Here is a 24,442-nt window from a genome sequence, read left to right as displayed (position 1 = left end):
TCCGAAGCTGACACAAGATGCCGCCATGCGTGGCACAGGGCTGTTGTGGCGGGACTTCAGCTGTTCGCGCGGAATCAAGGCGCGTAGCGCCGCCGCGCATCGCCGGGCCGTACCCCGGCACGGCGATTTGGCTTGGCTATGCGCGAAGCCTTGATCTTACGCGGATTTTGCCAGCATAAAGTGCTGTAGCAAGGGCGCAAGGATCGCCGCACCACGGCCCGACGCTGCGCGGCTTGGGTTACCTTCCCAATGTCCTCTAAAGCCCTCAAAGCGGTCATCGCGTATCTTTCGTCAGGCGGCGCGCACGAACCGAATGGTGCAGCCTGTCGCAGAACGCGGTTCTTGGCTTGAACCCATGGCGCGCACACACTAGCTTCCGCGAGACTGAGACAGGAGCGCCAGATGGCCCGCAAACGCGCAATTTTTGAAGATGTCAGCGCGACATCGACCCCCCGCACAGCCCCCCAAACGGGTGTGATCGACCGCCACCCGAAAGGCGCGCGCGGGGCCATCCGGATATGGCTGATGGCGCTGTTTGCGCTGGTCTGCCTGATGATCGTGGTGGGCGGTATGACGCGGCTGACCGATAGCGGGTTGTCGATTACCGAATGGCGGCCTGTGACTGGCGCCATTCCGCCCCTGAATGCCGAGATGTGGCAGGAAGAATTCGACAAATACCGCCAGATTGACCAGTATCAGCTGCTTAATCGCGGCATGACGATGGATGAATTCAAGATCATCTATTGGTGGGAATGGGGCCACCGCCAGTTGGGCCGCGTGATCGGGCTGGTCTGGGGCGTGGGCTTTTTGTTCTTCTGGCTGACCAAGCGTATTCCCACAGGCTGGACGCCGCGCTTGCTGGCCCTTGGGGCGCTGGGCGGGGTGCAGGGGGCGATTGGCTGGTGGATGGTGGCCTCTGGCCTGAATGAAGGGATGATCGCTGTCGCCTCTTACCGGCTGGCAACGCATCTGGGGCTGGCCTTTGTCATTCTGGGAATGATCGCGTGGTATACGTTCTTGCTGAACCGCCCCGAGGCAGAACTGATCGCCGCGCGCCGCGCGCGAGAGGGCAAGCTGTATTCCATGTCCACGGGCCTCATGCATTTCGCATTTCTGCAAATCATTCTGGGCGCGCTGGTGGCAGGGATTGACGCAGGGCGCGGCTATACCGATTGGCCGCTGATGAACGGGGTGTTCCTGCCGCCGGAACTGCTGGCGATGCAGCCACTATGGGTGAATTTCTTTGAAAACCCTGCAACCACGCAATTCATCCACCGCAAGGCGGGCTATCTGCTGGCCATCTTCGCGCTGGTCGTCTGGCTGCGCGGGCGCAAATCCACCCATGCCGCCACGCGCGCAGCCTTCCATGCCATGATCGTGGTGATGGGTGCGCAGATCGCTTTGGGCATTGTGACGGTTCTGTATGGCGCGCCGTGGCAATTGGGCATTGCGCATCAGGCGACCGCAGTGCTGCTGTGGGTGGTGATCATCCGCGCGCGCCATCTGGCACAATTCCCGCGCTTTGACAGCCTGCGCGGGCAGGGGGGTAAGGCATGAGTGCATATGAAAACCTTATGGCCCATGCGCGCCAGACCGAAGCCCTTGCGCAAATCGCGGGGCGGCTGGGATGGGACCAGCAAACCATGATGCCGCGCGGGGCAAACGCGCAACGGTCCGAAGAAATGGCCGCTTTGGAAGATGTCCTGCATGCCCGCCGCACCGACCCCCGGCTTGGGGCATGGCTGGAACAGGCCGAAGCGCCGGATGAGGTGGGCGCGGCCAATCTGCGCGAATTGCGCCGCGATTATGCGCGCCACACCAAAGTGCCTGCGCGGCTGGCCTCGGAACTGGCGCGCATAACCCCACTGGCCCAAACCGCATGGGAAGACGCGCGGCTTGCAGGTGATGTGGCGGCCTTTCTGCCATGGCTGAAGCAGATGATCGCATTGCGGCGCGAAGAAGGGCAGGCCATTGCAGGCGGCGGCGACCCGTATGATGCGCTGATGGAAGATTACGAGCCGGAAACCAGTTCCGACGCAGTTGCGGCCACATTCGCCCGCATGCGCCCCAGATTGGTGGCCCTGCGAGAGGCGATTTTGGGCGCCGACACCCCCCCCGCCCTGACCGGACATTTCGCGCAAGACGGGCAGATGCGCATCTCTCGCAGGCTGGCCGAGCATTTCGGCTATGACTTTGCACGCGGGCGCATTGATCTGGCGGTGCATCCGTTCTCTTCCGGCTCTGGCGATGATGTGCGCATCACCACCCGCGTGGCCATGGAAGACCCTTTCAACTGCTTTTACTCCACCATCCACGAGGTGGGCCATGCCGCCTATGAACAGGGGGTGGACCCCGCCCATGCGCTGACACCGATCGGGCGTGGTGTGTCGATGGGGGTGCACGAAAGCCAAAGCCGGATTTACGAGAACCAGTTGGGCCGGTCACGCGCGTTTTGCGGCTGGTTGCATGGCGCGATGCAGCAGGAATTCGGCCCCCTCAGCGTGGCCGATGCAGATGCGTTTTATGCCGCCGTCAACCGTGTGAACACAGGCTATATCCGCACCGAGGCGGATGAGGTGCAATATAACCTGCATATCATGCTGCGTTTCGATCTGGAACGCGCGCTGATCCGGGGCACGCTGGACGCGGAGGATCTGGAAGCGGCTTGGAATACACGCTTTGAGGCCGATTTCGGCTACAAGGTCGATAAACCCGCCAACGGGGTGTTGCAGGATGTGCATTGGTCGGTGGGGCTGTTTGGCTATTTCCCGACCTATGCCTTGGGCAATATCTATGCGGGGTGCTTGCACAAAACCCTGCGCGCCGATCTGCCTGATCTGGATGCGCAGCTTGCGCTGGGCGACACAACTGCGGCAACCAACTGGCTGAACAGCCGCTTGCAACAATTCGGGGCATTGCGGGGGCCAACCCAGACCATTTCCCATGCCTGCGGCTTTACCCCCGATGAACAGCCATTCATGGCTTATCTGGAAGCCAAATTCACCGAGCTTTACAGGCTGTAGCGCGCAGGCACTCGCAGAGCGGCGCGCAACCCGCCCAGCTCGGGGCTTTCGCTCAACTCCAATGTGCCGCCATGGGCGCGTGCGGCCTCTGCGGCAATGGCCAGCCCAAGGCCCATGCCACCCGTGTCGGAATTGCGCGCCTCGTCCAGCCGCACAAATGGCTCGCAGGCGCGCGCGCGGTCATCTGGCGCGATCCCTGGCCCGTTATCCTCGACATGGTATTCCAGCCAGCCTTGCTGCAAGGACATGCCCAGCGCGACTTTATCTGCATGCCGCAGCGCGTTGCTGATAAGATTGTCCAGCGCCCGCGCAAGGCTGCCAGGATGCATGAAGACCGGCCGGGGGGCCACAGGGCAGGGCCGCAAAGTGATCTGGTGACCCGCAGCGCGATAGCGCTCTGCCAGATCCGAGAGCAGCGCGCATGGCTCTGTCAATCTCAGGTCTTCCAGCACTTGCCCGCGTGTGTAATCCAGAAAGCCGTCCAGCCGTTTTTCCAGATCTGCGATTTCGGTTTCAAGCGCTGCGCGATCTTCGCCATCAGGCATCATCGACAGGATCAGGCGCATCCGCGTCAGCGGTGTGCGCATGTCGTGACTGACCCCTGACAGCATGATCTTTTGTTGCGCGCGCTGGCGTTCAATCCGGTTGCGCATGTCAATGAAGGCATGCGCCGCCACTCTGATTTCGCGTGCGCCAGAAGGGTGCACCGCCACACGTTCCCCCCGCCCATAGGCTTCGGCCGCCGCGCCCAACCTGCGGATGGGGCGAATTTGCAGCCTGAGAAACTGAAACGCAATCAAGGTCATCACCCCAGATGCCAGAAAGACGATGACAAGCAATTGATGCGGATTCGAGGTTGTCACCAACCCGCGCGGCAGATGGATTTCCAATATGCCATGGCGGCTTTCAACCCATAGCTGCACTGTCCCACGGGCCTGCACCAGATCGGCCCTCCGATACGAGGGCAGGTCTGCACCCAGCACGCGCACAATTTCCTGCCCCGCCAGATCGAGGCGCGAAATCTGGTCACGCTCTGGCATGGGGGCCGCTTGAGGCGGCAGGCGCACTTCGATTTGCAGGATGGTCAGAAAATCCGACAGCGCGTCTATTGCGGTTTCGGGGGCAGGGCTTGTGTCTATCCGATGTGTCAGAAAACTGATGTCGCGCAAAATGTTGGTGGTCATTTGCGCAGTCACCCGTTCATAATGCCGCTGGATAAATACGACCGACAGTACAATCTGAATCACGATGATGGGGATGATCAGAATAAGAATCGCGCGCCCGTAAAAACTGGCGGGAAACAGGCGATGAAAGTATCGGCGCGACATGCGTGCAGCATAGGCAATGGCGATGTGCGTCACAAGAGTTTGCGCGCAGCGCCCCGCGTGCGGGGCCGGCGGTCCGGGCGCGGGTATGGCCAAGGTGTATGACCATATATGTCGGGGTCTGTGTTTCATCCTGTTGCCGTGCCGTTTGCTGGGAAAACCCGCCGCGCGCGGTGCAACAGGGCTTTGGCGGGGCTGGTCTGCGTTGTGTTCATCGTGCGGCACCCTCTGCCAGCAGGGACAAAAGGCGCGTGCGTAGCGCTGCGCTTTGCGCAAGCGCGTCGCGGCTTTGGGCCAGCAAGCTTGCCTCGCGCCTGTCTTGGGTCTCGGCATCCTCCTGCGGTGCAAGGGGGGCGTCATCTCTCGTATTGTCCGGCATCTCGTTTGGGTTCATGCGGTCAGCCTGCATTGGCCGGGCATCGCGCTCTGCGCGGGGGGGGCGTGTGCGATCGTCCGGCATGGTGCGGTTGGCTTGGGCGATGCGCGCGCGCTGAAGATCCCTGTCATCCTGGGGTGTGCCAGAAGCGGTGCGCGCTGTTGCGTGGTGTGCCAGCAAGTCGGCTTGCAGATCGAAACCGAGAGGGCGCAGCCGCGCGGCAAGCTTTTGGGCAAGCGGTGCGGGCAGGTTGGCGTTGTCCCAAGGGCGCTGGTCAAAGACCCGGATCACGAATTCGGTATCCGGGGCGGTCTGGGCCAGCATGCTCAAGGCATCCCACCGCAAAACCGAGGCTTCAGCCGGATCAAAGCCAGCATCACGCCCGTCCAGAAGTTCAAAAGCCTGCCCGAAATCGCCCGCGCGCACCATCGCTTGGACCACAAGGCGCGCCATCTCGCGCCCTGTTTGTGTCCCGCGCAACGCGAAGATGCGCGTGCGCGCGGCGTCCAGCAAGCGGGGTTCCACATGCTCGGCCCCGGCAATGCGATGCGCCAGCAAAAACAGCAGGTCATCATCCGACCTTTCTGGCGATAGGGCTGTCTCCAAGGCGCGCGCCTCGTCCGGGGGGGCGTCTGGCAGGTCCAGCGTGGCGCGTGCAAGGTTTAGTTGAGGTGTGTCCACCTGCACCACCCGCTCCAACGCATCGCGGATCACGCGGGCCTGTTCTGACAGCCCCAAGCTGACCAGATATTGGACCACTTGGGGGCCAAGATGCAGGCGCAAATTTTGTGGCAGGGATTGGACCGCCTGAACCAGTGAATCGGTTGGAAAATTCGGTTTTGCTGCGGATTGGGGCTGCGCCAGAAATGCCCAAAGGCTGCCCATCGGGCCGCAGTCGCGCAGCGCGACCAGCAGGTCTGGTGACGGCGCTTTCTCTGCGTCCACGATATAGCTGATCCCTTCGAGCAGCTCAGTCGCCGCATCTTGGATTTCGCGCAGCGAAAGCGCCAGACGCGCCTCTGCCCCCAGACCAAAATACAGGAAAGACCGTGCAATATTTAGAATTTCACCATCATTTATCTGGTCCAAATCGTTGAAAATACCATTGAGGCGGTTTGGTATTTCAGCAAGGGTGGCGGGAACGTCCCAATTGGGGAGGTCAAACATGGCATCCCCCGCGCAATGCGATGCGCGCGGTGCCGATCCGGTTTGGCGCGGCGTGGGCACAGCAAGATGCGCGGTGAGATCGGGCGCATCGGGCGTGTGAACACCCTGCGTCTGCAAAGGGGGGGGCGCATTCGCATCTGGTTGCAAAATGCCTGTCGACACTGATCTGGCAAGCACCTGCCCAAGTGCCTGTGCCATCTGCGCGGGGGGCGCGCTGTCTTGTTGCGCAGGGGCAGGATGCGCGGGCATGCCCGAGGGAACATTCAGCGCCAACGGCTGCGGCGTGGTCTGTGCGGGGGTTTTCCCGCGCAGCACCTGTGCCAGTTCAACGCCCGCGCGGCGCGGGTCGGGGGTGGCCGTGGGCGCTGGGACGGCAGGGCGGGGGGGCGGCCGAATGCTGCGCTGCGGCGCATAAACGATATGGGAGGGCGCACCCACGATGTCTATGATCAGGAAGGGAGGAATATCTTGCTGAACGCGGATGTCGCAGTCACAAATGATGGTGAGATCAAGCCCGCCCCGTGACATGCGAATATCGCGCAAGCGTGTGCGCGGGATGCGCGAAAAGGTTTGTGTCAGATCGAATTCCACCGGCGGGCCAGAGATTTCCAGCCGCGCCGCGCCCGTGTTATGTGTGAACTGCCATTGGTTTTCCTCGGGGAGTTGAAGGATTAGCCGCGTGTAATCGCTATGCTCTCCGGCGCGCACATGGACGGGGGGGACCTGCGCAATCCCTGTGGCCGCGTAACAGACCAGCAAACAGGTAAAAAGAGTTCGTATGACATGGCGCATGGGTCAGGCCATATTCTTTTTCAGGTCACGCATCGCCGCTTCCAGATCGTTGAATTCGGGGCGGTGGTGATGGGGCGTATTCTGCCGCCCGACTTCGATGCAGATATTTGCAGGATGCGCATGCAGGTTTGCGACCATAACCTCTCGGATCAATTGATAGAAATGATCATCTTCTTCCATGATCATGCGCATGCGCCCAGCGATAGGGCCGACGAAACCATAGGCGAGAAACACGCCCAGAAAGGTGCCGGTCAATGCGCCGCCGATCATTGCGCCAAGAATTGCGGGGGGTTCGTCGATCGCGCCCATCGTCTTGATAATACCAAGAACAGCCGCGACAATACCCAAGGCAGGCAATGCGTCGGCAACGATCTGGACTGCGTGGCTGCTATGCAAGGCATGGTGCCTGCGCGCCTCCAGCCGTTTTTCAAGCACCTCTTCCACCTGATGGGGGTCGTCATAATTCATGGATGCGGCGCGCATGGTGTCGCAGATCAATTCCAGCGCTTCGGCATCGGCCTGTATTTTTGGGTAGCGAGAGAAAATCGGCGAATCTTTCGGGCCCTCGATATGTTCTTCGACGGCAACAGGGTTTTGCCGTGCCAGCGAGATCAGTTCAAACATCAGGCAGAGCAGATCGCGGTAATCATTCGGGGCCCATTTTACCCCTTTGAAAATGCGCGCCATATCGCGGCCAGAGGCTTTGACCGTGCTGATGTCATTGCCAAGAATGAACCCCCCGATGGCCGCACCCCCGATCATGACCATTTCGAAGGGCAAAGCTTTCAGAATAATTCCCATTGTGCCACCAGACCCAAGGTAGCCGCCGAAAACCATGACAAGGACAACGATTATTCCAATTAAAGCAAACACTGTGAACCTATCAAACTGGACGCAGGGGGGGGGCTGAAACGGCCCGTCATATGCAACAGTGTCGCATGAGTTTGTTAAGATGAGCTTACGCGACCGTGTCTGTTCTACTCGCGCGGTGTTCTGGCATGGCGCCCTGCAAGCACGGCACTGATCGCATAGGCAATCAGCGGGTCAAGCGCAGACATCACCTCTCCTGCGAAATCGGGGCGCAGGCGCGAGACAAAACCTGCCGCGAATTCTGTATCCATCTGCGAGAACAACTCTGCCGTTTGTGCGGGTTTCATGCTTTCAAAAACAGTGGTCAGGTGCTTCAGGTCATTCTCGGCTGCGGATTCGGTGAGGCGCAATGTGGCTGCAAGCTGTGCTTCTGCGGCAAGAAGCTGGTCAAGTTTATGCTGCAATTCGGCTTCTGCCGCGCGCAGGGCATGCGCATGTTCCTGCAAAGTGCTTTCTTGTTCATCAAGCTGCACCTTGCGCATTTGCAGGGCTGCATAGATGTCGTTTGGGTCGATATGCTCTGTCGCTGGGGGCAGGGTGTCGGGGGCGAGTGCCGGATAGGAATCGGCGGCAAATACTGTGGCCACCCCCAGCCCCAGCCGCGACAGGCCCGCAGTGCAAAACACTGCCGCCAAGAGTATCAGAAGATATGAGCGCCGCGCGCGCGCTGGCTTTTTCATCGGGATGCCCCCGCGTGGTCGCGTTGACGGATCACGCGCCTGCGCAGATCGTCTTGTGATCGTGGCGCAGCAGGGCGCATGGGCGCGAAAGCCGCGTGGTCAGTTCCATACGCGGGAATATCTTGCGCACCCTCAAGGTGCGAGGGCGCGTTCTGCCGGCTTGTCTGTGCTGCAGCCATCAGCAACTCCAGCCGTCGGGCAGCGGCTTCGGCCTGCGTGATTTGCTGGCCAAGCGCTGTTCCGGCCGCGCTGTTTTGCTGTTCGGCGGCGCGAAGCGCTGTGGTCAGGTCATCCACCTGTTTCGACAAAACGGCAATCGCGCGGCCGACATCGCCATCAAGGCGGGTCAAGGCGCGCAGCCTGCGCGACAGAAGCAGGCAATATGCAGCAGCAATGATTGCGCCCAGCGCAATCGCCAGATCGATCACAATATCCATATTACCCCCTAATCAAGGATGAATTCAGTTATAAGGAAATCTCTGATATGCCCCTCGCCCGCTATCATTTGCAGGCGGCGAAGCACTTGCGCGCGAAGCCGGATCAGTGCTGCGGGTTGGCGCAGGTCTTCGATATCGACCGCATGAAGATAGGTATTTATCAGGTCGATGAACCGGGGCTTCATGCGCAGCATGTCTTGAAAAGAGGTCTCTGCAACCTCGATCTGTCCGGCGAATCGCAAAAATCTGGCCCCGCTTTGGGGCGGCAACGAGATGGTGATAACTTCTATCGGGACAAAGCTGAAATCGCTTGCAGCGCGCGGCGCGGCTGGTGGTTTTTGCGAGGGGGGCAGGAGCAGCCCTGTATAGACAGCATAAAACATGCCGCCACCTAGCGCTGCAGCCCCGACAAGCCCCAGCAGCAGGGGTAGTTTTTTGCCGCCGGTCGCAGCGGGCGCAGCAGCTTCGGGTGTATCGGCAAGATCGGACATGGCACATTCCAACAAACTTCGGACAGGTCTGCTTTAACATGAGGGAACTAACCGAATGTTAAGCGATGGCTGCGAAAACCGACTTCAAGGCAGAAGCCGTTTTGAAGGAGATTCGCAGTGCAGCAACTTCAGTCTGTATGGAACGCGTTGGATGGACGGCGTCGCATATTGGCTATCGGGGCCAGCATGGCGATGGTCGCAACGCTTGTGATGTTGACAAAACTGGCCACCGCACCGGGCATGTCCTTGTTATATGCAGGGCTGGAAGATGCAGCGGCGGGAGAGGTTATTCAGACGCTGGAGGGGCGCGGCATTGCCTATGAGGTGCGCGGGGATGCGATTTTTCTGCCCTCCGGCCTGCGCGATGAGACACGCCTGATGCTGGCTGCGAACGGACTGCCCGCCAATTCGCATTCCGGCTATGAATTGCTCGAATCGCTGACAGGTTTTGGCACAACCTCGCAGATGTTCGATGCGGCCTATTGGCGGGCAAAGGAGGGGGAGCTGGCCCGCACCATTGTTGCCAGCCCCTATATCCGCACTGCACGCGTGCATATTGCGCAGGCCGCTTCCACAGGGTTCCGGCGCGAGATTGCGCCAACGGCGTCTGTGACGGTAACCACCTCTGCTGCGGTGCTCAGCGCGGCGCAGGCCCGCGCGATCCGGTTTCTTGTGGCCTCTGCAGTTGCAGGTATGACACCGGAAGATGTGTCTGTGATCGACGGTGCGGGGGGGCTTGTCTACGGCCCCGAGAGCGAGGCCGGACCAGCCAAAGACCGAACCCAAGACCTGCGCCGCAGTGTAGAGCGGTTGTTGGAAGCCCATGTGGGGCATGGCCGCGCGGTTGTGGAACTGAGTATCGAGACATTGACGGACCGGGAAGTGATCCATGAGCGGCTGTTGGACCCTGACACCCGCGTTGCGATCAGCAGCGAGGTTGAGGAAAACACCACCACCAGCACCGATACGCGCCAGCAAGGTGTCACAGTGGCCAGCAATCTGCCTGATGGGGACGCGGCCGCCACTGATGGCAGCGCCGAGGCGCGGGAAACCCAGTCGCGCCAAAGGACAAATTTTGAAGTGTCCGAGACCCGCCGCGAGATCGAGCGTCAGCCCGGCGCGATACGGCGCATGACGGTTGCGGTGCTGATCGACGGGGTGCGCACCCCGGGCGATGACGGGGCACTGGTCTGGGCACCGCGCCCGCCAGAGGAGTTGGAGGCGCTGCGCGAACTGGTGGCATCGGCGGTCGGGCTGGATGAGGGGCGGGGCGATGTGATCACCTTGCGCTCGCTCCCGTTCGAGCCGGTGACGGCCATTGGCAGCGAAGCGGGTTCTGGCCTCTTCTCGGTCACAAATCTTGACCTTATGTCCCTGATAAAATGGGCGTTTCTCTTGGCAGCCTTGCTGGTGATCGCGCTGTTCATGCTTCGGCCGGTCTTGCGTGCCCTCTCAGCCTCTGAGGGGCCGCGCGAAGGCCAGTTAGACGATTTTTCACCAGCCCTGCTGGATGCGGCAAATCTGGAAGAGGGGATGGGGCAACCCCGCGCATATGACGCGGTGGAGGATGATCCGGTGGAACGGATGCGCCGGTTGATCGAGATGCGCGGCGACGACTCGGTTCAGGTGTTGCGGCACTGGATGGACGAGCGCAAGGAGCCGACATGAGACCGGCCTTGTTGAACCTTGAAGTGTTCGAGCTTGGCCAGGTGGATGACCAGTCGCCCGTCCTTGACGCGTTTCAAGCGGAAAAAATGCGCGAATCCGCCTATGAACAAGGCTATGGGGCAGGGTGGCAAGACGCGTTGGAGCATATGCGCAACGAGGATGAGTTGCGCCAGATCGCAGCGCAGGAAGCGCTGCAAGCCATTGGTTTCAGTTATAATGAGGCGCATCAGGCCCTTGCCGGTTCTTTTCTGGCATTGACGCAGGCGATGCTGGACCGCGTCCTGCCGGAAGCGGCACGCGTTGCCCTGCCGGCCTTTCTTGCAGCAGAGCTGGAGGCGCTGATTGCCCAGCATACGCACCCCGATATCCAGATCCTGTGCGCGCCTTCCGTGCGCCAGTCGCTTGGGGCTGTCGTTTCATCCTGCACACAGACACGGATCGAACTGGTCGCAGAACCCAGCTTCACAGAGGCGCAGCTTGCCCTGCGGCTGGGCACGCAAGAGCGGGTGATCGACCTTGATGCCTTGCTGGCCCGCATGCGCGAGGTCTTCGCACAAACCCAAACTTGGCACACAGAACAGGAGGCAGCACATGGAAGAGCGTGATCTGACCAGCGGCATTCTTAATCAGGTTCCCATCGAAATTGCGATTTCAGTGGGGCGTGCGCGCCCCATTGTGCGCGACCTGATGAAACTGCGCCGCGATTCTGTGCTGGTGCTGGATCGCAGGGTCGATGACCCGGTGGAGTTATATATTGGCGACAAGCTGGTTGCGCGCGGGATGCTGCAAGAGATGGAGGGAGAGCAGGCAGGCTATCTGGGGGTGCGCCTGACCGAGATTGTCGATCTGCGCGAGGCGCTATAGCATGATGCCGCGCGCGCTTGTCTTTGCGGTTTTGGCGCTGCTGATTGGCAGTGCTGCGGCGCATGCACAAGATATCAGCGTGAATTTCGGCGATGAGGGCGCGCTGAGCGTGCGTGCGGTGCAACTGCTTGTTGTGCTGACACTTCTGAGCCTTGCGCCGGGAATTCTGGTGATGGTGACATGTTTTCCGTTCATTGTCACAGTGCTGGCTATTCTGCGTCAGGCTTTGGGGCTGATGCAATCGCCGCCCAATATGCTGATTGTCTCGCTGGCGCTGTTCCTGACCTATTTTGTGATGGAGCCAGTGTTTATCGCGGCATGGCAGGGCGGGATTATCCCGCTGAATGAGGGGGTGATCGGACCGGAAGACGCATTTGTTCAGGTGATGGAGCCGTTTCGCCTGTTCATGCTGGCGCGCGCCGATGCGGCCACGTTCGAAAGCCTTGCTAGTTTGCGCCCCGGTGTTGACCCTGCACTTTCACCCGATGCGCCGTTGTCGGTGCTGGTTCCGTCCTTCATGCTCAGCGAGGTGGCGCGGGCATTTCAGATCGGGTTTCTGATATTCCTGCCGTTTCTGATTATCGATCTGGTGGTGGCGGCAGTGCTGATGTCCATGGGTATGATGATGGTGCCGCCCGCCATCGTATCCTTGCCGTTCAAACTGTCGTTTTTTGTCATCGCCGATGGCTGGCGGCTGGTATCCGAAGCGCTGGTGCGCAGCTATTTTTGACCCTTTGTCAGATATCTGGCGGCAGCGCGGGTGCAGGGGGCCAAAGCAATTTCAGAAAAAGTTGATAGACTTTTTCGGTTCGAAATTGCGCCAAAACAAGGATCTAAAGCGCTTCGGCGTTTCAAGGAAAAACCCAAAGCGCTGTAGATTCCCCCTGCGCACGCATCTGGGTCACTCCTCCAGCTCGATCAGCAGATCCTTCGCTTCGATCTGCGCGCCGGGCTGCACATGCACGGCTTTGACCGTTGCATCGCGGTCGGCATGCAGGCCGGTTTCCATTTTCATGGCCTCGATCGTCAGCAACAGATCGCCCGGCTTTACTTTGGTGCCAACACTGACCGCAACCGAGGCCACAGACCCCGGCATGGGCGCGCCGATATGGTTGGCATTGGCCGCGTCGGCCTTCATGCGCTGGGCGGTCTTTGCCTTAACCTCGCGGTTGGGCACGCGAATGGTGCGCGGCTGGCCGTTCAGTTCAAAAAACACCTTGGCGTCGCCATCATCTGTTGTCTCGCCCAAAGTGATCAGGCGGATTTCAAGCGTCTTGCCGGGGTCAATCTCGGCTGAAATCTCTTCCCCCGGTTCCATCCCGTAGAAGAATGTGCGCGTGGGCAGCGTGCGCACTGGCCCATAGACGCGGTGCCGCCCCATATAATCGAGGAACACTTTGGGATACATCAGATATCCGTTCAGATCCTCGTCATCAATTTTCAGCCCTTCCAATTCCTCGATCAGCTTGGCGCGCACGGCTTCCAGATCGACAGGGGGCAGGTGTTTGCCCGGCCGGTCGGTCTGGGGGTGTTCATCCTTCAACACCTTGTGCTGGATCGCTGCGGGCCATCCGCCCGGGGGTTGGCCCAGATTGCCGCGCAGCATGTCGATCACGGAATCGGGGAAGCTGACATCTTTGTCGGGGTTTTCAACATCTGCGCGCGTCAGCCCTTGGCTGACCATCATCAGCGCCATGTCGCCCACCACTTTGGAGGAGGGCGTGACCTTGACGATATCGCCAAACATCATGTTCACATCGGCATAGGTGCGTGCAATCTCGGGCCAGCGGTCTTCCAACCCCATCGAGCGGGCCTGCGCCTTGAGGTTGGTAAACTGCCCGCCCGGCATTTCATGCAGATACACTTCGGATGAGGGGGCCTGTTGCGCGGATTCAAAAGCCGCGTAATGCGTGCGCACATCTTCCCAATAGTCCGAAATCTTGCGGATCGCGGCCATATCCAGGCCAGTGTCGCGTTCCGTATAGCGCAGCGCCTCGACGATAGAGCCCAATGTGGGCTGCGAAGTGTTGCCGGATAGCGCATCCATCGCGGCATCGGCGGCGTCCACGCCGGCCTCGGCTGCGGCCAGAATGGTGGCCCCTGCAATGCCGCCTGTGTCATGGGTGTGGAAATGGATGGGCAGGCCCACTTCTTCTTTCAGTGCCCTGACCAGAATGCTGGCAGAGGCAGGCTTCAACAGGCCTGCCATATCTTTCAGCCCCAGCACATGCGCACCCGCATCGCGCAAATCCTTGCCCATGGCGACATAATATTTCAGGTCATATTTCGCGCGGTCGGGGTTCAGAATATCGCCGGTGTAGCAGATTGTGCCTTCGCAGACCTTGTTCGCGTCAAGCACCGCATCCATGGCGACGCGCATGTTTTCAACCCAGTTCAGGCTGTCGAAGACGCGAAACACATCGACGCCGGTTTCGGCGGCCTGTTTCACGAAAAACTGCACCACATTGTCGGGGTAATTGGTATAGCCCACCCCGTTCGAGGCGCGCAGCAGCATTTGCGTCATCAGGTTGGGCATGCGTTCGCGCAGATCGCGCAGGCGTTGCCACGGGCATTCCTGCAAGAAGCGATAGGCCACATCAAAGGTGGCCCCACCCCAGCATTCTACCGAGAACAGTTGCGGCAGCATATGCGCATAGGCGGGCGCCACGCGGATCATATCGATCGAGCGCATGCGCGTGGCCAGCAGTGACTGGTGCGCATCGCGCATGGTGGTGTCGGTCAGCAAAAGCTGTTTTTGCGCCGCCATCCAGTCGGCCACGGCCTGGGGGCCTTGTTCGTCCAGAATCTGCTTGGCCCCGCGCGGGGGGGTGCCGGTGACAACAGGTGCCACGGGTGTCTTGATGCCAGCAGGGGGAAGGGCGCGGCCCGCAGTCTCGGGGTGGCCGTTCACTGTTATATCGGCGATATAATTGAGGATTTTCGTCGCCCTGTCGCGGCGTTTGCGGAAATGGAACAAATCCTCGGTCGTATCGATGAATTTGGTTGTATAGCTCATATCCACGAATGTCGGATGCTTGAGCAGGTTCTCGACAAAGGCGATATTGGTACTGACGCCGCGAATACGGAATTCGCGCAAGGCGCGGTCCATGCGGGCAATCGCTTCGGTCGGGGTGGGGGCCCATGCCGTGACCTTGACCAGAAGCGAATCGTAATAGCGCGTGATCACGCCACCCGCATAGGCAGTGCCGCCATCCAGACGAATGCCCATGCCGGTTGCGCTGCGATAGGCGGTCAGGCGGCCATAATCTGGAATAAAATTGTTCAGCGGGTCTTCGGTCGTCACACGGCATTGCAGCGCATGGCCTGAAAGGGTCACATCGCCCTGACTTGGCGTGCCTGTCGCCTCGGACAGGGTGGCCCCTTCGGCAATGCGGATCTGTGCCTTGACGATGTCAATGCCGGTGACTTCTTCAGTCACGGTATGTTCAACCTGCACACGCGGGTTCACTTCGATGAAGTAGAATTTCTGCTCGTCCATATCCATCAGAAATTCGACTGTGCCTGCGTTCTGATAGCCCACCGCGCGGCCAATCTTCAGGCCCAATTCGCAGATTTCGGCGCGCTGGTCGTCGCTCAGGTATGGCGCTGGCGCGCGTTCAACCACTTTCTGGTTGCGGCGCTGCACAGTGCAATCGCGTTCATACAGGTGGTACAGGTTGCCATGCGCATCGCCCAGCAACTGCACCTCGACATGGCGCGCGCGCTGGATCATCTTTTCCAGATATCCTTCGCCATTGCCAAAGGCGGCCTCGGCCTCGCGCCGGCCTTCGCGGACTTTGGCTTCCAGTTCCTCTGGGTTGAGGATTGCGCGCATCCCGCGCCCGCCACCGCCATGGCTGGCTTTCAGCATCAGCGGATAGCCGACCTTTTCGGCCATCGCGCGGACTTCATCCATATCCTCGCCCAGCAAATCGGTTGCGGGAATAACCGGCACACCCGCTTCGATCGCAACGCGCCGCGCGCTGGCCTTGTCGCCAAGCGCGCGCATCGTTTCAGCCTTTGGCCCGATAAAGGTGATGCCATTGGCGACACAGGCTTCAACCAGATCGGGGTTTTCCGACAGCAGGCCATAACCCGGATGGATTGCATCTGCGCCCGAACTTTTGGCCACACGGATGATTTCGTCAATCGACAGATAGGCGGCAACAGGCCCCAGCCCCTCGCCAATGCGGTAGGCTTCGTCTGCTTTGAAACGATGCAGTCCAAGTTTATCCTCTTCGGCATAGACAGCGACAGTGCGCTTGCCCAATTCATTGGCGGCCCGCATGATGCGGATGGCGATTTCACCCCGGTTTGCGATGAGAATTTTCTTGAACGCGGCCATATGTGTCCCTTTGACAAAAAAAGCGCTGGTATTGGTAAGGTTTTTAGACCGATTTCTGTGCAATCGTAAAGCATTTGCAAGAATTCGTTAGGATTCAGGTGCGGGGCCGTGTGTCCAAAGCTGCGAATATGCGTCTTTCGCGTGTGTGAGGCCCATCTGCATCATGTTGCTGGCAAGGTCGTCGCGCAAAATTTGTGCCAGATGGTCTGCCCCTTGCGCCCCCAAAGCCCCAAGCGCGTAATGCCAGCCACGGCCCAGCATGGTGAAATCCGCCCCAAAGGCAAGCGCGCGCAGCACATCCAGCCCCGATTCAATGCCGCCATCATAGATCAGCGGCATATCCGCGCCCAGAATCGCGCGCATCTCGCGCAGGGCATGCAGCGCGGCGGGCGCGCCATCGAATTGCCGCCCGCCATGGTTGGACACCCAGATCGCATCTGCCCCCGCATCGCGCAGGCGGGGGGCATCTTGCGCGTCCATCACGCCCTTTATCACCAGCGGCCCATCCCAGAGTTTGCGCACAGCATGCAGATAGTCCCAGTCAGGGGCGGCGCGCAGCAGATAACCGGGATGCGCAGTTGAAGGGGCGTTGCCGTCAAGCTTCAGGTAATCTTCCATCAGGCGCAAGCGCGGCTGGCCGTGGCGCAATGTACCTAACGCCCATGCAGGGCGCTGCGCGATTTGCCACAACATTGATGGCGTCAGCTTTGGCGGAATGGCAAGCTGCGCGCGCAACTGCCGTTCGCGCCGCGAGGGGCCAGGCAGATCGACTGTCAGCACCAGCACCCGAAACCCCGCCTTGCGTGCGCGGGCCAGAATATCGGCGCGAATCGAGGGGTCTTTGGGCGGGTAAAGTTGGAACCAGCCCATATCGCCTGCAATCGGCCCAATCTCTTCGGGCAGGCGGGTGGCCACTGTGCTTAGGCAATAGGGCAGGCGGGTGGTTTGCGCCATTCGGGCCAGTGCCGCTTCGGCCCCTGGCCAGATCAGGCCGGACATGCCAACAGGGGCAACCCCAACCGGCATGGCGTAATCCTGCCCCAGAAACCGCGTGCCCAACTGCGGCACAATGGGGCCACGCAAGACGGCTGGGCGAAACAGCACCTGTTCCAGCGCAGCACGGTTGCGCGGCTTCACCGATTCCGTGCCGGTGGCGCTGTCCAGATATTCCCAGACAAACCACGGCACCCGCCCTTTGCAGGCGGCTTTCAGGTCAGACAGGGCGGGGTAGCGCAGGTCAGGTGTCATAAGGGGCGACTATATCGGGCGCGGCGCGCTTGCCAATGGCTGCACGCAAATTCTTGTGGAACACTTGCAGAACACCGCTTCCCCTGCGCCGCTGCCCGCGCTAGAGTCGAGCGCATGTCAGATTTCAATTCCGATCTTCCCCTCTCTGCCCGCGCGATGGCCGCGCGGCCCGCGCCCTATCTGGACGGGCTGAACCCTGCGCAGCACCAAGCTGTCGAAACGCTGGATGGCCCGGTACTGATGCTTGCAGGCGCAGGCACCGGCAAAACCAAGGCGCTGACAGCACGTATTGCGCATTTGCTGAACAGCGGGCGGGCGCACCCCTCGGGCATATTGGCGGTGACTTTCACCAACAAGGCCGCGCGCGAGATGAAACTGCGCGTGGGCGGCTATCTTGGCGACGCGGTTGAGGGGATGGGCTGGCTGGGCACCTTCCATTCGATCAGCGCAAAACTTTTGCGCCGCCATGCAGAACTGGTGGGCCTGAAGTCGAATTTCACCATTCTGGATACAGATGATCAGCTTCGCCTGCTTAAACAATTGCTGGTTGCCGCCAATATTGACGACAAGCGCTGGCCCGCGCGGCTGCTGGCAAGCATCATCGACCAATGGAAGAACCGCGCATGGCGGCCCGATCAGGTGCCAAGCGCCGAGGCCAGCGCCTTTAACAACCGCGGGACAGAGTTTTATGCCGCCTATCAAGAGCGGCTGAAAACCCTGAATGCCTGCGATTTTGGCGATTTGCTGCTGCATTGCGTCACCATCTTTCAGGCGCATCCCGATGTGCTGCAAAGCTATCAGAACCGCTTTCGCTATATTCTGGTGGACGAGTATCAGGACACCAATGTGGCGCAATATCTGTGGCTGCGCCTGCTGGCCGAAGGGCATAAGAATGTCTGTTGTGTAGGGGATGATGACCAGTCGATCTATGGCTGGCGCGGGGCCGAAGTGGGCAATATCCTGCGGTTTGAACGCGATTTTCCGGGTGCCGTGGTGGTGCGGCTGGAACAGAATTACCGCTCTACCCCGCATATTCTGGCGGCGGCGTCGCAGGTGATTGCAGGCAATGAAGACCGCCTTGGCAAAACACTCTGGACCGAGGCGCGCGCGGGCGAGAAGGTGCGCCTGATCGGCCATTGGGATGGCGAGGAGGAAGCGCGCTGGATTGGCGAGCAGATTGAAGACCTGAACAGGGGCACGCGGGGGTTAAACCCGTTCAGCCTGAACCAGATGGCAATTCTGGTGCGCGCAAGCCACCAGATGCGCGCGTTCGAGGATCGCTTTCTGACCATCGGCATGCCCTACCGCGTTATCGGTGGGCCGCGTTTCTATGAACGCATGGAAATACGCGATGCGATGGCCTATTTCCGTTTGGCTGTCAGCCCCGGCGACGATCTGGCTTTTGAACGCATCGTCAACACCCCCAAACGCGGGCTTGGCGACAAGGCGCAACAGACCATCCAGCGCATTGCGCGCGCCAATGGTGTGTCGCTGGTTCAAGGTGCCGCGCTGGCCGTTGAAGCAGGCGAGATCAAGGGCAGGGGCGGGGCGCAATTGCGCGCACTGGTCGAGAATATCGCGCGCTGGCACAGGGCCGTTGGCACAACCGGCTTTGCCGAGGCGGAAGATGACCTGATCGAGATTGTCCGCCCCGAAGGGGGTGCACAAAACCATATCGAACTGGCCGAGCAGATTTTGGAAGACTCGGGCTATACCGAGATGTGGTTGAACGACAAAACCCCAGAGGCACCGGGGCGGTTGGAGAACCTGAAAGAACTGATCAAGGCGCTGGAATCCTTTGAGAACCTGCAAGGGTTCTTGGAACATATCTCGTTGATTATGGAAAATGACAGCGATGATAGTGAAGCCAAGGTCAGCATCATGACCTTGCACGGGGCCAAAGGGCTGGAATTTCCGGTGGTGTTTTTGCCGGGCTGGGAAGACGGGCTGTTCCCTTCGCAGCGGTCAATGGACGAATCGGGCCTTAAGGGCTTGGAGGAAGAGCGGCGACTGGCCTATGTGGGCATCACCCGCGCCGAGCAGCTGTGCACCATAAGTTTCGCTGCCAACAGGCGGGTTTACGGGCAGTGGCAGTCGCAAATGCCTTCGCGCTTTGTCGATGAATTGCCGGGCGAGCATGTCGAGATTCTGACCCCACCGGGCCTGTATGGCGGCGGCATGCCAAATGTCGCCAGCACGATCGAAGACCGCGCCCAGCGGGCTGATGTCTATAATTCGCCCGGCTGGCGGCGGCTGCAAACCGCGACAGAGCGGCCCGTTAGCCAGCCGCGCGAGGCGCGCAATATGGTAATTGACGGCACATCTGCCCCAGCGTTCGAGGTGGGCGCACGGGTTTTTCACCAGAAATTCGGCTATGGCCGCGTCACTTTGGTAGAAGGTGACAAGCTGTTCATCGATTTCGAGAAATCAGGCCCGCGCCATATTGTGGCGAAATTCATCGTGCCCGCAGAACAGGCCGATGACGTGCCGTTCTGACACTCTAAAATCTGCATGTAAAAATGAAAAAGGCGGCAGTCCCAGGGAGGAGGAGGGGACTGCCGCCAATTTTGCAAGGCCCTAGGGAGGAGGAGAGGGCCAAAGCAATTTGATCGGTCCGAAGACCGGGTATTCTCGGAACGATATGGCCAGGGAGGAGGAGGGCCAGATCGTTCCAACGTGCACCCCTAGGGAGGAGGAGAGGGGCGACGTGTCGTCTCCGGTGCCGGGCTATGCAGCCCTTGCCGGAATTAGTGACAGCGACCTCAAGGGAGGAGGAGGGGCCGCTGTCATAATCAAACCCTTCAGGGAGGAGGAGGAAGGGCCTGAAACTCTTTATTTCCCGTATGCTGCCTCATAAGCGAGGCGCGAAATCATTGACCGCGAGATACCCAGATCATCCAGTTCCCGCGTGCTGAGCTGGCTTAGCTCTGCGTGAGTTTTATTATACACACGGCGTTGCCCAAAGCGCTTTGACAAGCGCGCCAAAAGAGTTCCGATCGTGTTATTTCCGATAGAACCGCTTAGATTTTCAGCAATATGCGCCATCGTTACGCTACCTTTACACTTTCGCGGTCATGTTTCCGCTTCTGAGATGAAGATAACACTTCGCTGCATCTGCACAATGCAAATTGCTGCAATGCAGCTATGCGCTGACCGCATGTTTACCCTAGGTAATTTGTAAATTGCTTACCAAATGGTCAAACTGTCGGGTCGCCGCTCAAAGCGGTTGCGGAACGTGAACTGTTTTGCTGTGCCAGCGCGTTCTCAAAGGCTTTTGCGCAATGTCGCTGCGACTTCGGCCATTTTTTCAGGGGGCATTTGGGGGGGTGCGCTGAAACTGTCTGCCCCGTCGCGCAAATATGCGGCCGAGGTGACATCATGCACATGGTGCATCGGCACCACATGGGCATGCGCATGGGGGACATGAATGCCGGTGTAGAACAGGGCCACGCGCTCTACGCGGTAAATCTGCTTCATTGCGCGGGCGATATGCTGGGCGCAGGTGGTAATTTGCGTGGCAAGGTCCTGCGGCAGGTCTTCGAACCAGATATGATGGTCTTTCGGAATCACCAAGGCGTGGCCTTCGCGAATCGGGTGCAGGTCCAGAAAGGCCAGAATCTGCGCATTTTCGTATATCTTGTGGGCTGGTATGTCGCCTGAGGCGATCTTGCAGAAAAGACAATCTTCCAAGGCACCCTCCGAAACTTTGGGCCAGATTTGCACAGGCTGCGGGTCTGCGCAATCGCGCGGCACATGGTCTTATGGCCTTGCCGTAGCGGTAAAAATAGCCATGTTCCCCCCGAAAGCAGAAAAGGGAGCATAAGATGACACTCACGCGCGAGCGGGTTATGGCGGCCTTGGCGGCAGTCGGTTTGCCAGATGGCGGGACATTGGCCTCTCGGGATCTGGTGCGCGCGCTGGTGATCGAGGATGGAGCCGTGCGCTTTGTGATCGAGGCCGACAGCCCCGAGGCTGCCAAGACGCTTGCGCCTGTGCGCCAAGCCGCCGAAGCCGCGATCACCGCGCTGGAGGGGGTGACGCGGGTATCTGTGGCGCTGACAGCACATGGCCCTGCGGCCAAACCCAAGGGCGATGCGCCGTCGTTGAAGCTGGGCCGCCACCCGACAGACCAGCCGGGCAAGCAGGCTGTGCCGGGGGTGAAACACATTATCGCCGTCGGCTCTGGCAAGGGGGGGGTGGGCAAATCCACTGTGGCGTCCAATCTTGCGGTTGCCTTGGCGCGGCACGGGCAGCGCGTCGGGCTGCTGGATGCCGATATCTATGGCCCCAGCCAGCCGCGTATGATGGGGGTAGACCGCAGGCCCGCATCGCCAGATGGCAAAACCATCATCCCGCTAAAAGCGCATGGTGTCACCATGATCTCGATCGGGCTTATGTTGAAGGAAGATGACGCGGTCATCTGGCGTGGGCCCATGCTGATGGGGGCGTTGCAGCAGCTTTTGACACAGGTCGAATGGGGCGCGCTGGATATTCTGATTGTCGATATGCCGCCCGGTACAGGGGACATACAGTTAACACTGTGTTCAAAGTTCGATGTGCGCGGCGCGATCATCGTATCCACGCCGCAGGATGTGGCCTTGCTGGATGCGCGCAAGGCGTTGCGGGCGTTCCAGACGCTCAAGACCCCGGTTTTGGGGCTGATCGAGAATATGTCGACTTTCATCTGCCCGAAATGCGGCCATGAAGAACATATCTTCGGCGAAGGCGGGGTGCGCACCGAAGCCGCAAAGCAGGGACTGCCGTTTTTGGGCGAATTGCCATTGAGCGTTGAGGTGCGACTGGCCGGAGATGGCGGTGTCCCTGTCGCCGCCACAGACAGCCCCGTTGCCAAAGCCTATGAGCGCATGGCGGCGCGGTTGATCGAGGTTTTGTAACAACCGGCGATGGACCCATCCTGCGCCATGGAACTTTATGGGGCAGGGTGCGCTTGAGGGCATGGAATCTTATGGCACTGGACATCAAGCAGTGCCGAAACTGGCGGGTTTCCGGTTGAATTGACGATCACAGCGCAGTCGCAGGCGAATCACTGCGCTGTGATTCGTCGTGATTCCGCGCGCAACAGCCCTTTTTCAGAGATTTGCCACCCAATCCCACTGCGAAATCGTTGCTTTTCGGCAACAGCATGTGGGCGATTGGGGGTGGTCTGGAATTTTATGGTCCAAAATAGCAAGATTGCGCATGGGAATTGCTTTGTGCCTATCTGGTTGCGTTCTGAAATTGTTCTTACCAGATTTAGGGGAATTTCCCCGTTTCATGCTGGATATGCCCGTTGGTTTGCAAAAACTCCGGTTTGTTCCAAAGAATCCCACACATCTTTTTCCTTGATGACCATGAAGTTCCATGGCATTCCAGTTAGCAAGATAAACGGGCAGCACGGGGCACCAAGACCCCACCGAGGCAGACAATTCATACAGGCACCCGCTTTATCAAGGAAGAAAACAGATCCGGCGCGCTCGCGAGCAGCATCCCCCTCCTTCCCCCCAAGGAGCGAGCGCCAACCGGGCACCCAGAGATGGGACAGTCGGCGGATCGAGCAGTGGCAGCAGCTCGATCCGCCGTTTTCATTTGCGCAGGCCCAATTCCGGGCTGGCATTGACAAAAAAGGACCGCCGGGCAGTGGCACGCAGGTTCAGAAGCACGTTTCACCAGAAGGTGGATGGAAAGGGCCGCGTGTCCGTTCCAGCCTCTTTCAGGCGTGTGATTGAACAGGGCGACCCCGATTGGAAAGAAGGTCTGCGCCCGAATTTCATTATCGTGGCGGGGCTGGATTACCAAAAGCGTCTGGATTGCTTTACCATCACCGCCATGGAAGAGATCGAGGACCGCATCGACATGATGCAGCCCGGCTCGTCCGAGCGCAGCTTGATGGAACTGACCTATCATGCCAATTCCATCGAGGCGCAGATCGATGAGGATGGCCGTATCATCCTGCCCAACTACCTGCGCGAAAAGCTGGAACTGGATGCAGATGAGAAGGCCCGTTTCATGGGGCGCAACGACCATTTCCAGATCTGGAAGGAAGCGACATTTGAAGCGACCTATAGCAGCCAGACCGACTCTCTCATGATGGGTAAGGGGCCGGATTACGACCCGCGCATCCTGCTGCCCAACCCGTCGCGCGCGGCGCGTCTTGATCCATGACAAACACCACGTCTGACAGCCCGCATATTCCCGTTTTGTTGCGCCCCATTCTTGCGCATCTGGCCCCCATAACAGGCGTCTGGCTGGATGGCACGCTGGGCGCTGGCGGCTATGCGCGCGCCCTGCTTGATGCAGGCGCGGATCAGGTGATCGGGCTGGACCGTGACCCGCTGGCGCTGCAAATGGCCGAAAGCTGGGCCGCGCCTTATGGCGACAGGCTGCGGCTGGTTGCAGGCAATTTTGCGCAGCTGGACGCGCATGCAGGTGGTCTGGTCGATGGGGTTGTGCTGGATCTGGGCGTCTCCTCTATGCAGCTGGATCAGGCGGAACGCGGCTTTTCCTTTGCCAAGGATGGCCCGCTGGACATGCGCATGTCGCAAAGCGGCCTGTCCGCACGCGATCTGGTCAATGATGCGGAAGAAGAAACGCTGGCCGATATTCTGTATCATTTTGGCGAAGAACGCGCCTCGCGCCGGATTGCACGCGCGATTGTGCGCGAACGCCAAGATGCGCCGATTGAAACAACGCTGCGGTTGTCCTCGATCGTCAGCGGGTGCCTGCCCCGCCCCAAACCGGGCCAGAGCCATCCTGCCACGCGCAGTTTTCAGGCGTTGCGCATTGCGGTAAATGCCGAATTCGATGCGCTGGTGGCAGGGCTGGAAGCGGCCGAGCGTGCCTTGAAGCCGGGCGGCAAGCTGGCTGTGGTCAGTTTTCATTCAATGGAAGACCGGGTTGTGAAACGGTTTTTGACCGCGCGCGCAGGGCAGGGCGGGCGTGCCAACCGCTATGCGCCCGAAGCACCCGCCGAAGTGCCGCGCTTTCGCCTGATCGAGAAGCGCGGCGTCAGTGCCGATGACGAAGAACTGGCGCAGAACCCGCGCGCGCGTTCGGCGCGCCTGCGCATGGCGGAACGGCTGGATGGGCCGGCGGAACCCGTGGATCACCAGATCTTGGGGCTGCCCCGATTGATACTGAATAAACCAAGGTGAGGTGA

General features: G+C 59.9%; 20 protein-coding genes. 10 read left to right on the top strand and 10 right to left on the bottom strand.

The window, feature by feature from the left end:
- The first annotated feature begins 402 nt into the window (after positions 1–402).
- On the top strand, positions 403–1,557 hold the full coding sequence (gene ctaA / locus BG455_RS15150; protein WP_071470834.1) for a heme A synthase: 1,155 nt from the start codon (positions 403–405) through the stop codon (positions 1,555–1,557).
- Positions 1,554–3,023 (top strand): carboxypeptidase M32, encoded by a 1,470-nt coding sequence (locus BG455_RS15145; protein ID WP_071470833.1) that lies wholly within the window; start codon positions 1,554–1,556, stop codon positions 3,021–3,023. The genes ctaA and BG455_RS15145 overlap by 4 nt, the downstream gene beginning before the upstream one ends.
- Here BG455_RS15145 and BG455_RS15140 read toward each other — a convergent pair.
- From BG455_RS15140 to BG455_RS15115, 6 genes are all read right to left on the bottom strand, one after another.
- Complete coding sequence (locus BG455_RS15140; RefSeq protein ID WP_071470943.1) at positions 3,011–4,351, bottom strand: ATP-binding protein; 1,341 nt, start codon at positions 4,349–4,351, stop codon at positions 3,011–3,013. The two genes, BG455_RS15145 and BG455_RS15140, sit on opposite strands and share 13 nt — an antisense overlap.
- A 208-nt stretch (positions 4,352–4,559) precedes the next feature.
- Complete coding sequence (locus tag BG455_RS17385; RefSeq protein ID WP_177190891.1) at positions 4,560–6,650, bottom strand: hypothetical protein; 2,091 nt, start codon at positions 6,648–6,650, stop codon at positions 4,560–4,562.
- A gap of 36 nt (positions 6,651–6,686) precedes the next feature.
- Positions 6,687–7,556: a flagellar motor stator protein MotA gene (gene motA / locus BG455_RS15130; protein ID WP_084386477.1), complete on the bottom strand. Its 870-nt coding sequence runs from the start codon at positions 7,554–7,556 to the stop codon at positions 6,687–6,689.
- A gap of 104 nt (positions 7,557–7,660) precedes the next feature.
- Positions 7,661–8,233 carry a MotE family protein gene (locus BG455_RS15125; RefSeq protein WP_084386475.1) on the bottom strand — a complete coding sequence of 191 codons (573 nt, stop codon included), beginning with the start codon at positions 8,231–8,233 and terminating at the stop codon, positions 7,661–7,663.
- Positions 8,230–8,670 carry a hypothetical protein gene (locus BG455_RS15120; RefSeq protein WP_071470829.1) on the bottom strand — a complete coding sequence of 147 codons (441 nt, stop codon included), beginning with the start codon at positions 8,668–8,670 and terminating at the stop codon, positions 8,230–8,232. Before BG455_RS15120 ends, BG455_RS15125 begins: the two co-directional genes overlap by 4 nt.
- 8 nt (positions 8,671–8,678) lie before the next feature.
- Positions 8,679–9,161 carry a flagellar basal body-associated FliL family protein gene (locus tag BG455_RS15115; protein WP_071470828.1) on the bottom strand — a complete coding sequence of 161 codons (483 nt, stop codon included), beginning with the start codon at positions 9,159–9,161 and terminating at the stop codon, positions 8,679–8,681.
- A gap of 117 nt (positions 9,162–9,278) precedes the next feature.
- On the opposite strand from BG455_RS15115, the gene fliF reads away from it, so the two are divergent.
- Genes fliF through fliP form a run of 4 tightly spaced genes read left to right on the top strand, consistent with a single transcriptional unit; the run spans position 9,279 to position 12,423 of the window.
- Complete coding sequence (gene fliF / locus BG455_RS15110; protein ID WP_071470827.1) at positions 9,279–10,829, top strand: flagellar basal-body MS-ring/collar protein FliF; 1,551 nt, start codon at positions 9,279–9,281, stop codon at positions 10,827–10,829.
- Positions 10,826–11,434 (top strand): FliH/SctL family protein, encoded by a 609-nt coding sequence (locus BG455_RS15105; RefSeq protein WP_071470826.1) that lies wholly within the window; start codon positions 10,826–10,828, stop codon positions 11,432–11,434. The genes fliF and BG455_RS15105 overlap by 4 nt, the downstream gene beginning before the upstream one ends.
- Positions 11,421–11,693 (top strand): FliM/FliN family flagellar motor switch protein, encoded by a 273-nt coding sequence (locus BG455_RS15100; RefSeq protein WP_071470825.1) that lies wholly within the window; start codon positions 11,421–11,423, stop codon positions 11,691–11,693. Before BG455_RS15105 ends, BG455_RS15100 begins: the two co-directional genes overlap by 14 nt.
- Positions 11,694–11,697: 4 nt before the next feature.
- Positions 11,698–12,423: a flagellar type III secretion system pore protein FliP gene (gene fliP / locus BG455_RS15095; RefSeq protein WP_071470942.1), complete on the top strand. Its 726-nt coding sequence runs from the start codon at positions 11,698–11,700 to the stop codon at positions 12,421–12,423.
- 171 nt (positions 12,424–12,594) lie between these two features.
- Here the strand turns inward: fliP and BG455_RS15090 are convergent, their stop codons facing one another.
- Positions 12,595–16,038 (bottom strand): pyruvate carboxylase, encoded by a 3,444-nt coding sequence (locus tag BG455_RS15090; protein WP_071470824.1) that lies wholly within the window; start codon positions 16,036–16,038, stop codon positions 12,595–12,597.
- Positions 16,039–16,125: 87 nt separating this feature from the next.
- Positions 16,126–17,286, bottom strand: coding sequence for an alpha-hydroxy acid oxidase (locus BG455_RS15085; RefSeq protein ID WP_071470823.1), 1,161 nt, complete (start codon positions 17,284–17,286; stop codon positions 16,126–16,128).
- A gap of 114 nt (positions 17,287–17,400) precedes the next feature.
- Here BG455_RS15085 and BG455_RS15080 point away from each other — a divergent pair, with 114 nt between their 5' ends.
- Entirely contained in the window at positions 17,401–19,782 is a 2,382-nt protein-coding gene (locus BG455_RS15080) for an ATP-dependent helicase (RefSeq protein WP_071470822.1), read from the top strand.
- Positions 19,783–20,118: 336 nt separating this feature from the next.
- Here BG455_RS15080 and BG455_RS16990 read toward each other — a convergent pair whose 3' ends face one another.
- Positions 20,119–20,331: a DUF1127 domain-containing protein gene (locus tag BG455_RS16990; RefSeq protein WP_084386474.1), complete on the bottom strand. Its 213-nt coding sequence runs from the start codon at positions 20,329–20,331 to the stop codon at positions 20,119–20,121.
- Between the two features lie 219 nt (positions 20,332–20,550).
- A complete protein-coding gene (locus tag BG455_RS15070) occupies positions 20,551–20,976 on the bottom strand; it encodes an HIT family protein (protein ID WP_071470941.1) in 426 nt (141 codons plus the stop codon).
- 134 nt (positions 20,977–21,110) lie between these two features.
- Between BG455_RS15070 and BG455_RS15065 the strand changes: the two genes are divergently transcribed.
- The 3 genes from BG455_RS15065 to rsmH all read left to right on the top strand — a co-directional run bounded on the left by BG455_RS15065 (position 21,111) and on the right by rsmH (position 24,437).
- On the top strand, positions 21,111–22,181 hold the full coding sequence (locus tag BG455_RS15065; protein ID WP_071470820.1) for an Mrp/NBP35 family ATP-binding protein: 1,071 nt from the start codon (positions 21,111–21,113) through the stop codon (positions 22,179–22,181).
- Positions 22,182–22,977: 796 nt separating this feature from the next.
- A complete protein-coding gene (locus tag BG455_RS15060; protein WP_143079944.1) occupies positions 22,978–23,448 on the top strand; it encodes a division/cell wall cluster transcriptional repressor MraZ in 471 nt (156 codons plus the stop codon).
- Positions 23,445–24,437, top strand: a complete 993-nt coding sequence (gene rsmH, locus BG455_RS15055) for a 16S rRNA (cytosine(1402)-N(4))-methyltransferase RsmH (protein WP_071470819.1) — start codon at positions 23,445–23,447, stop codon at positions 24,435–24,437. Before BG455_RS15060 ends, rsmH begins: the two co-directional genes overlap by 4 nt.
- The last annotated feature ends 5 nt before the right edge of the window (positions 24,438–24,442 follow it).

The organism is Roseinatronobacter thiooxidans (genome assembly GCF_001870675.1).
Classification (GTDB): domain Bacteria; phylum Pseudomonadota; class Alphaproteobacteria; order Rhodobacterales; family Rhodobacteraceae; genus Roseinatronobacter; species Roseinatronobacter thiooxidans.
This window is presented reverse-complemented; position numbering and strand designations above follow the sequence as displayed.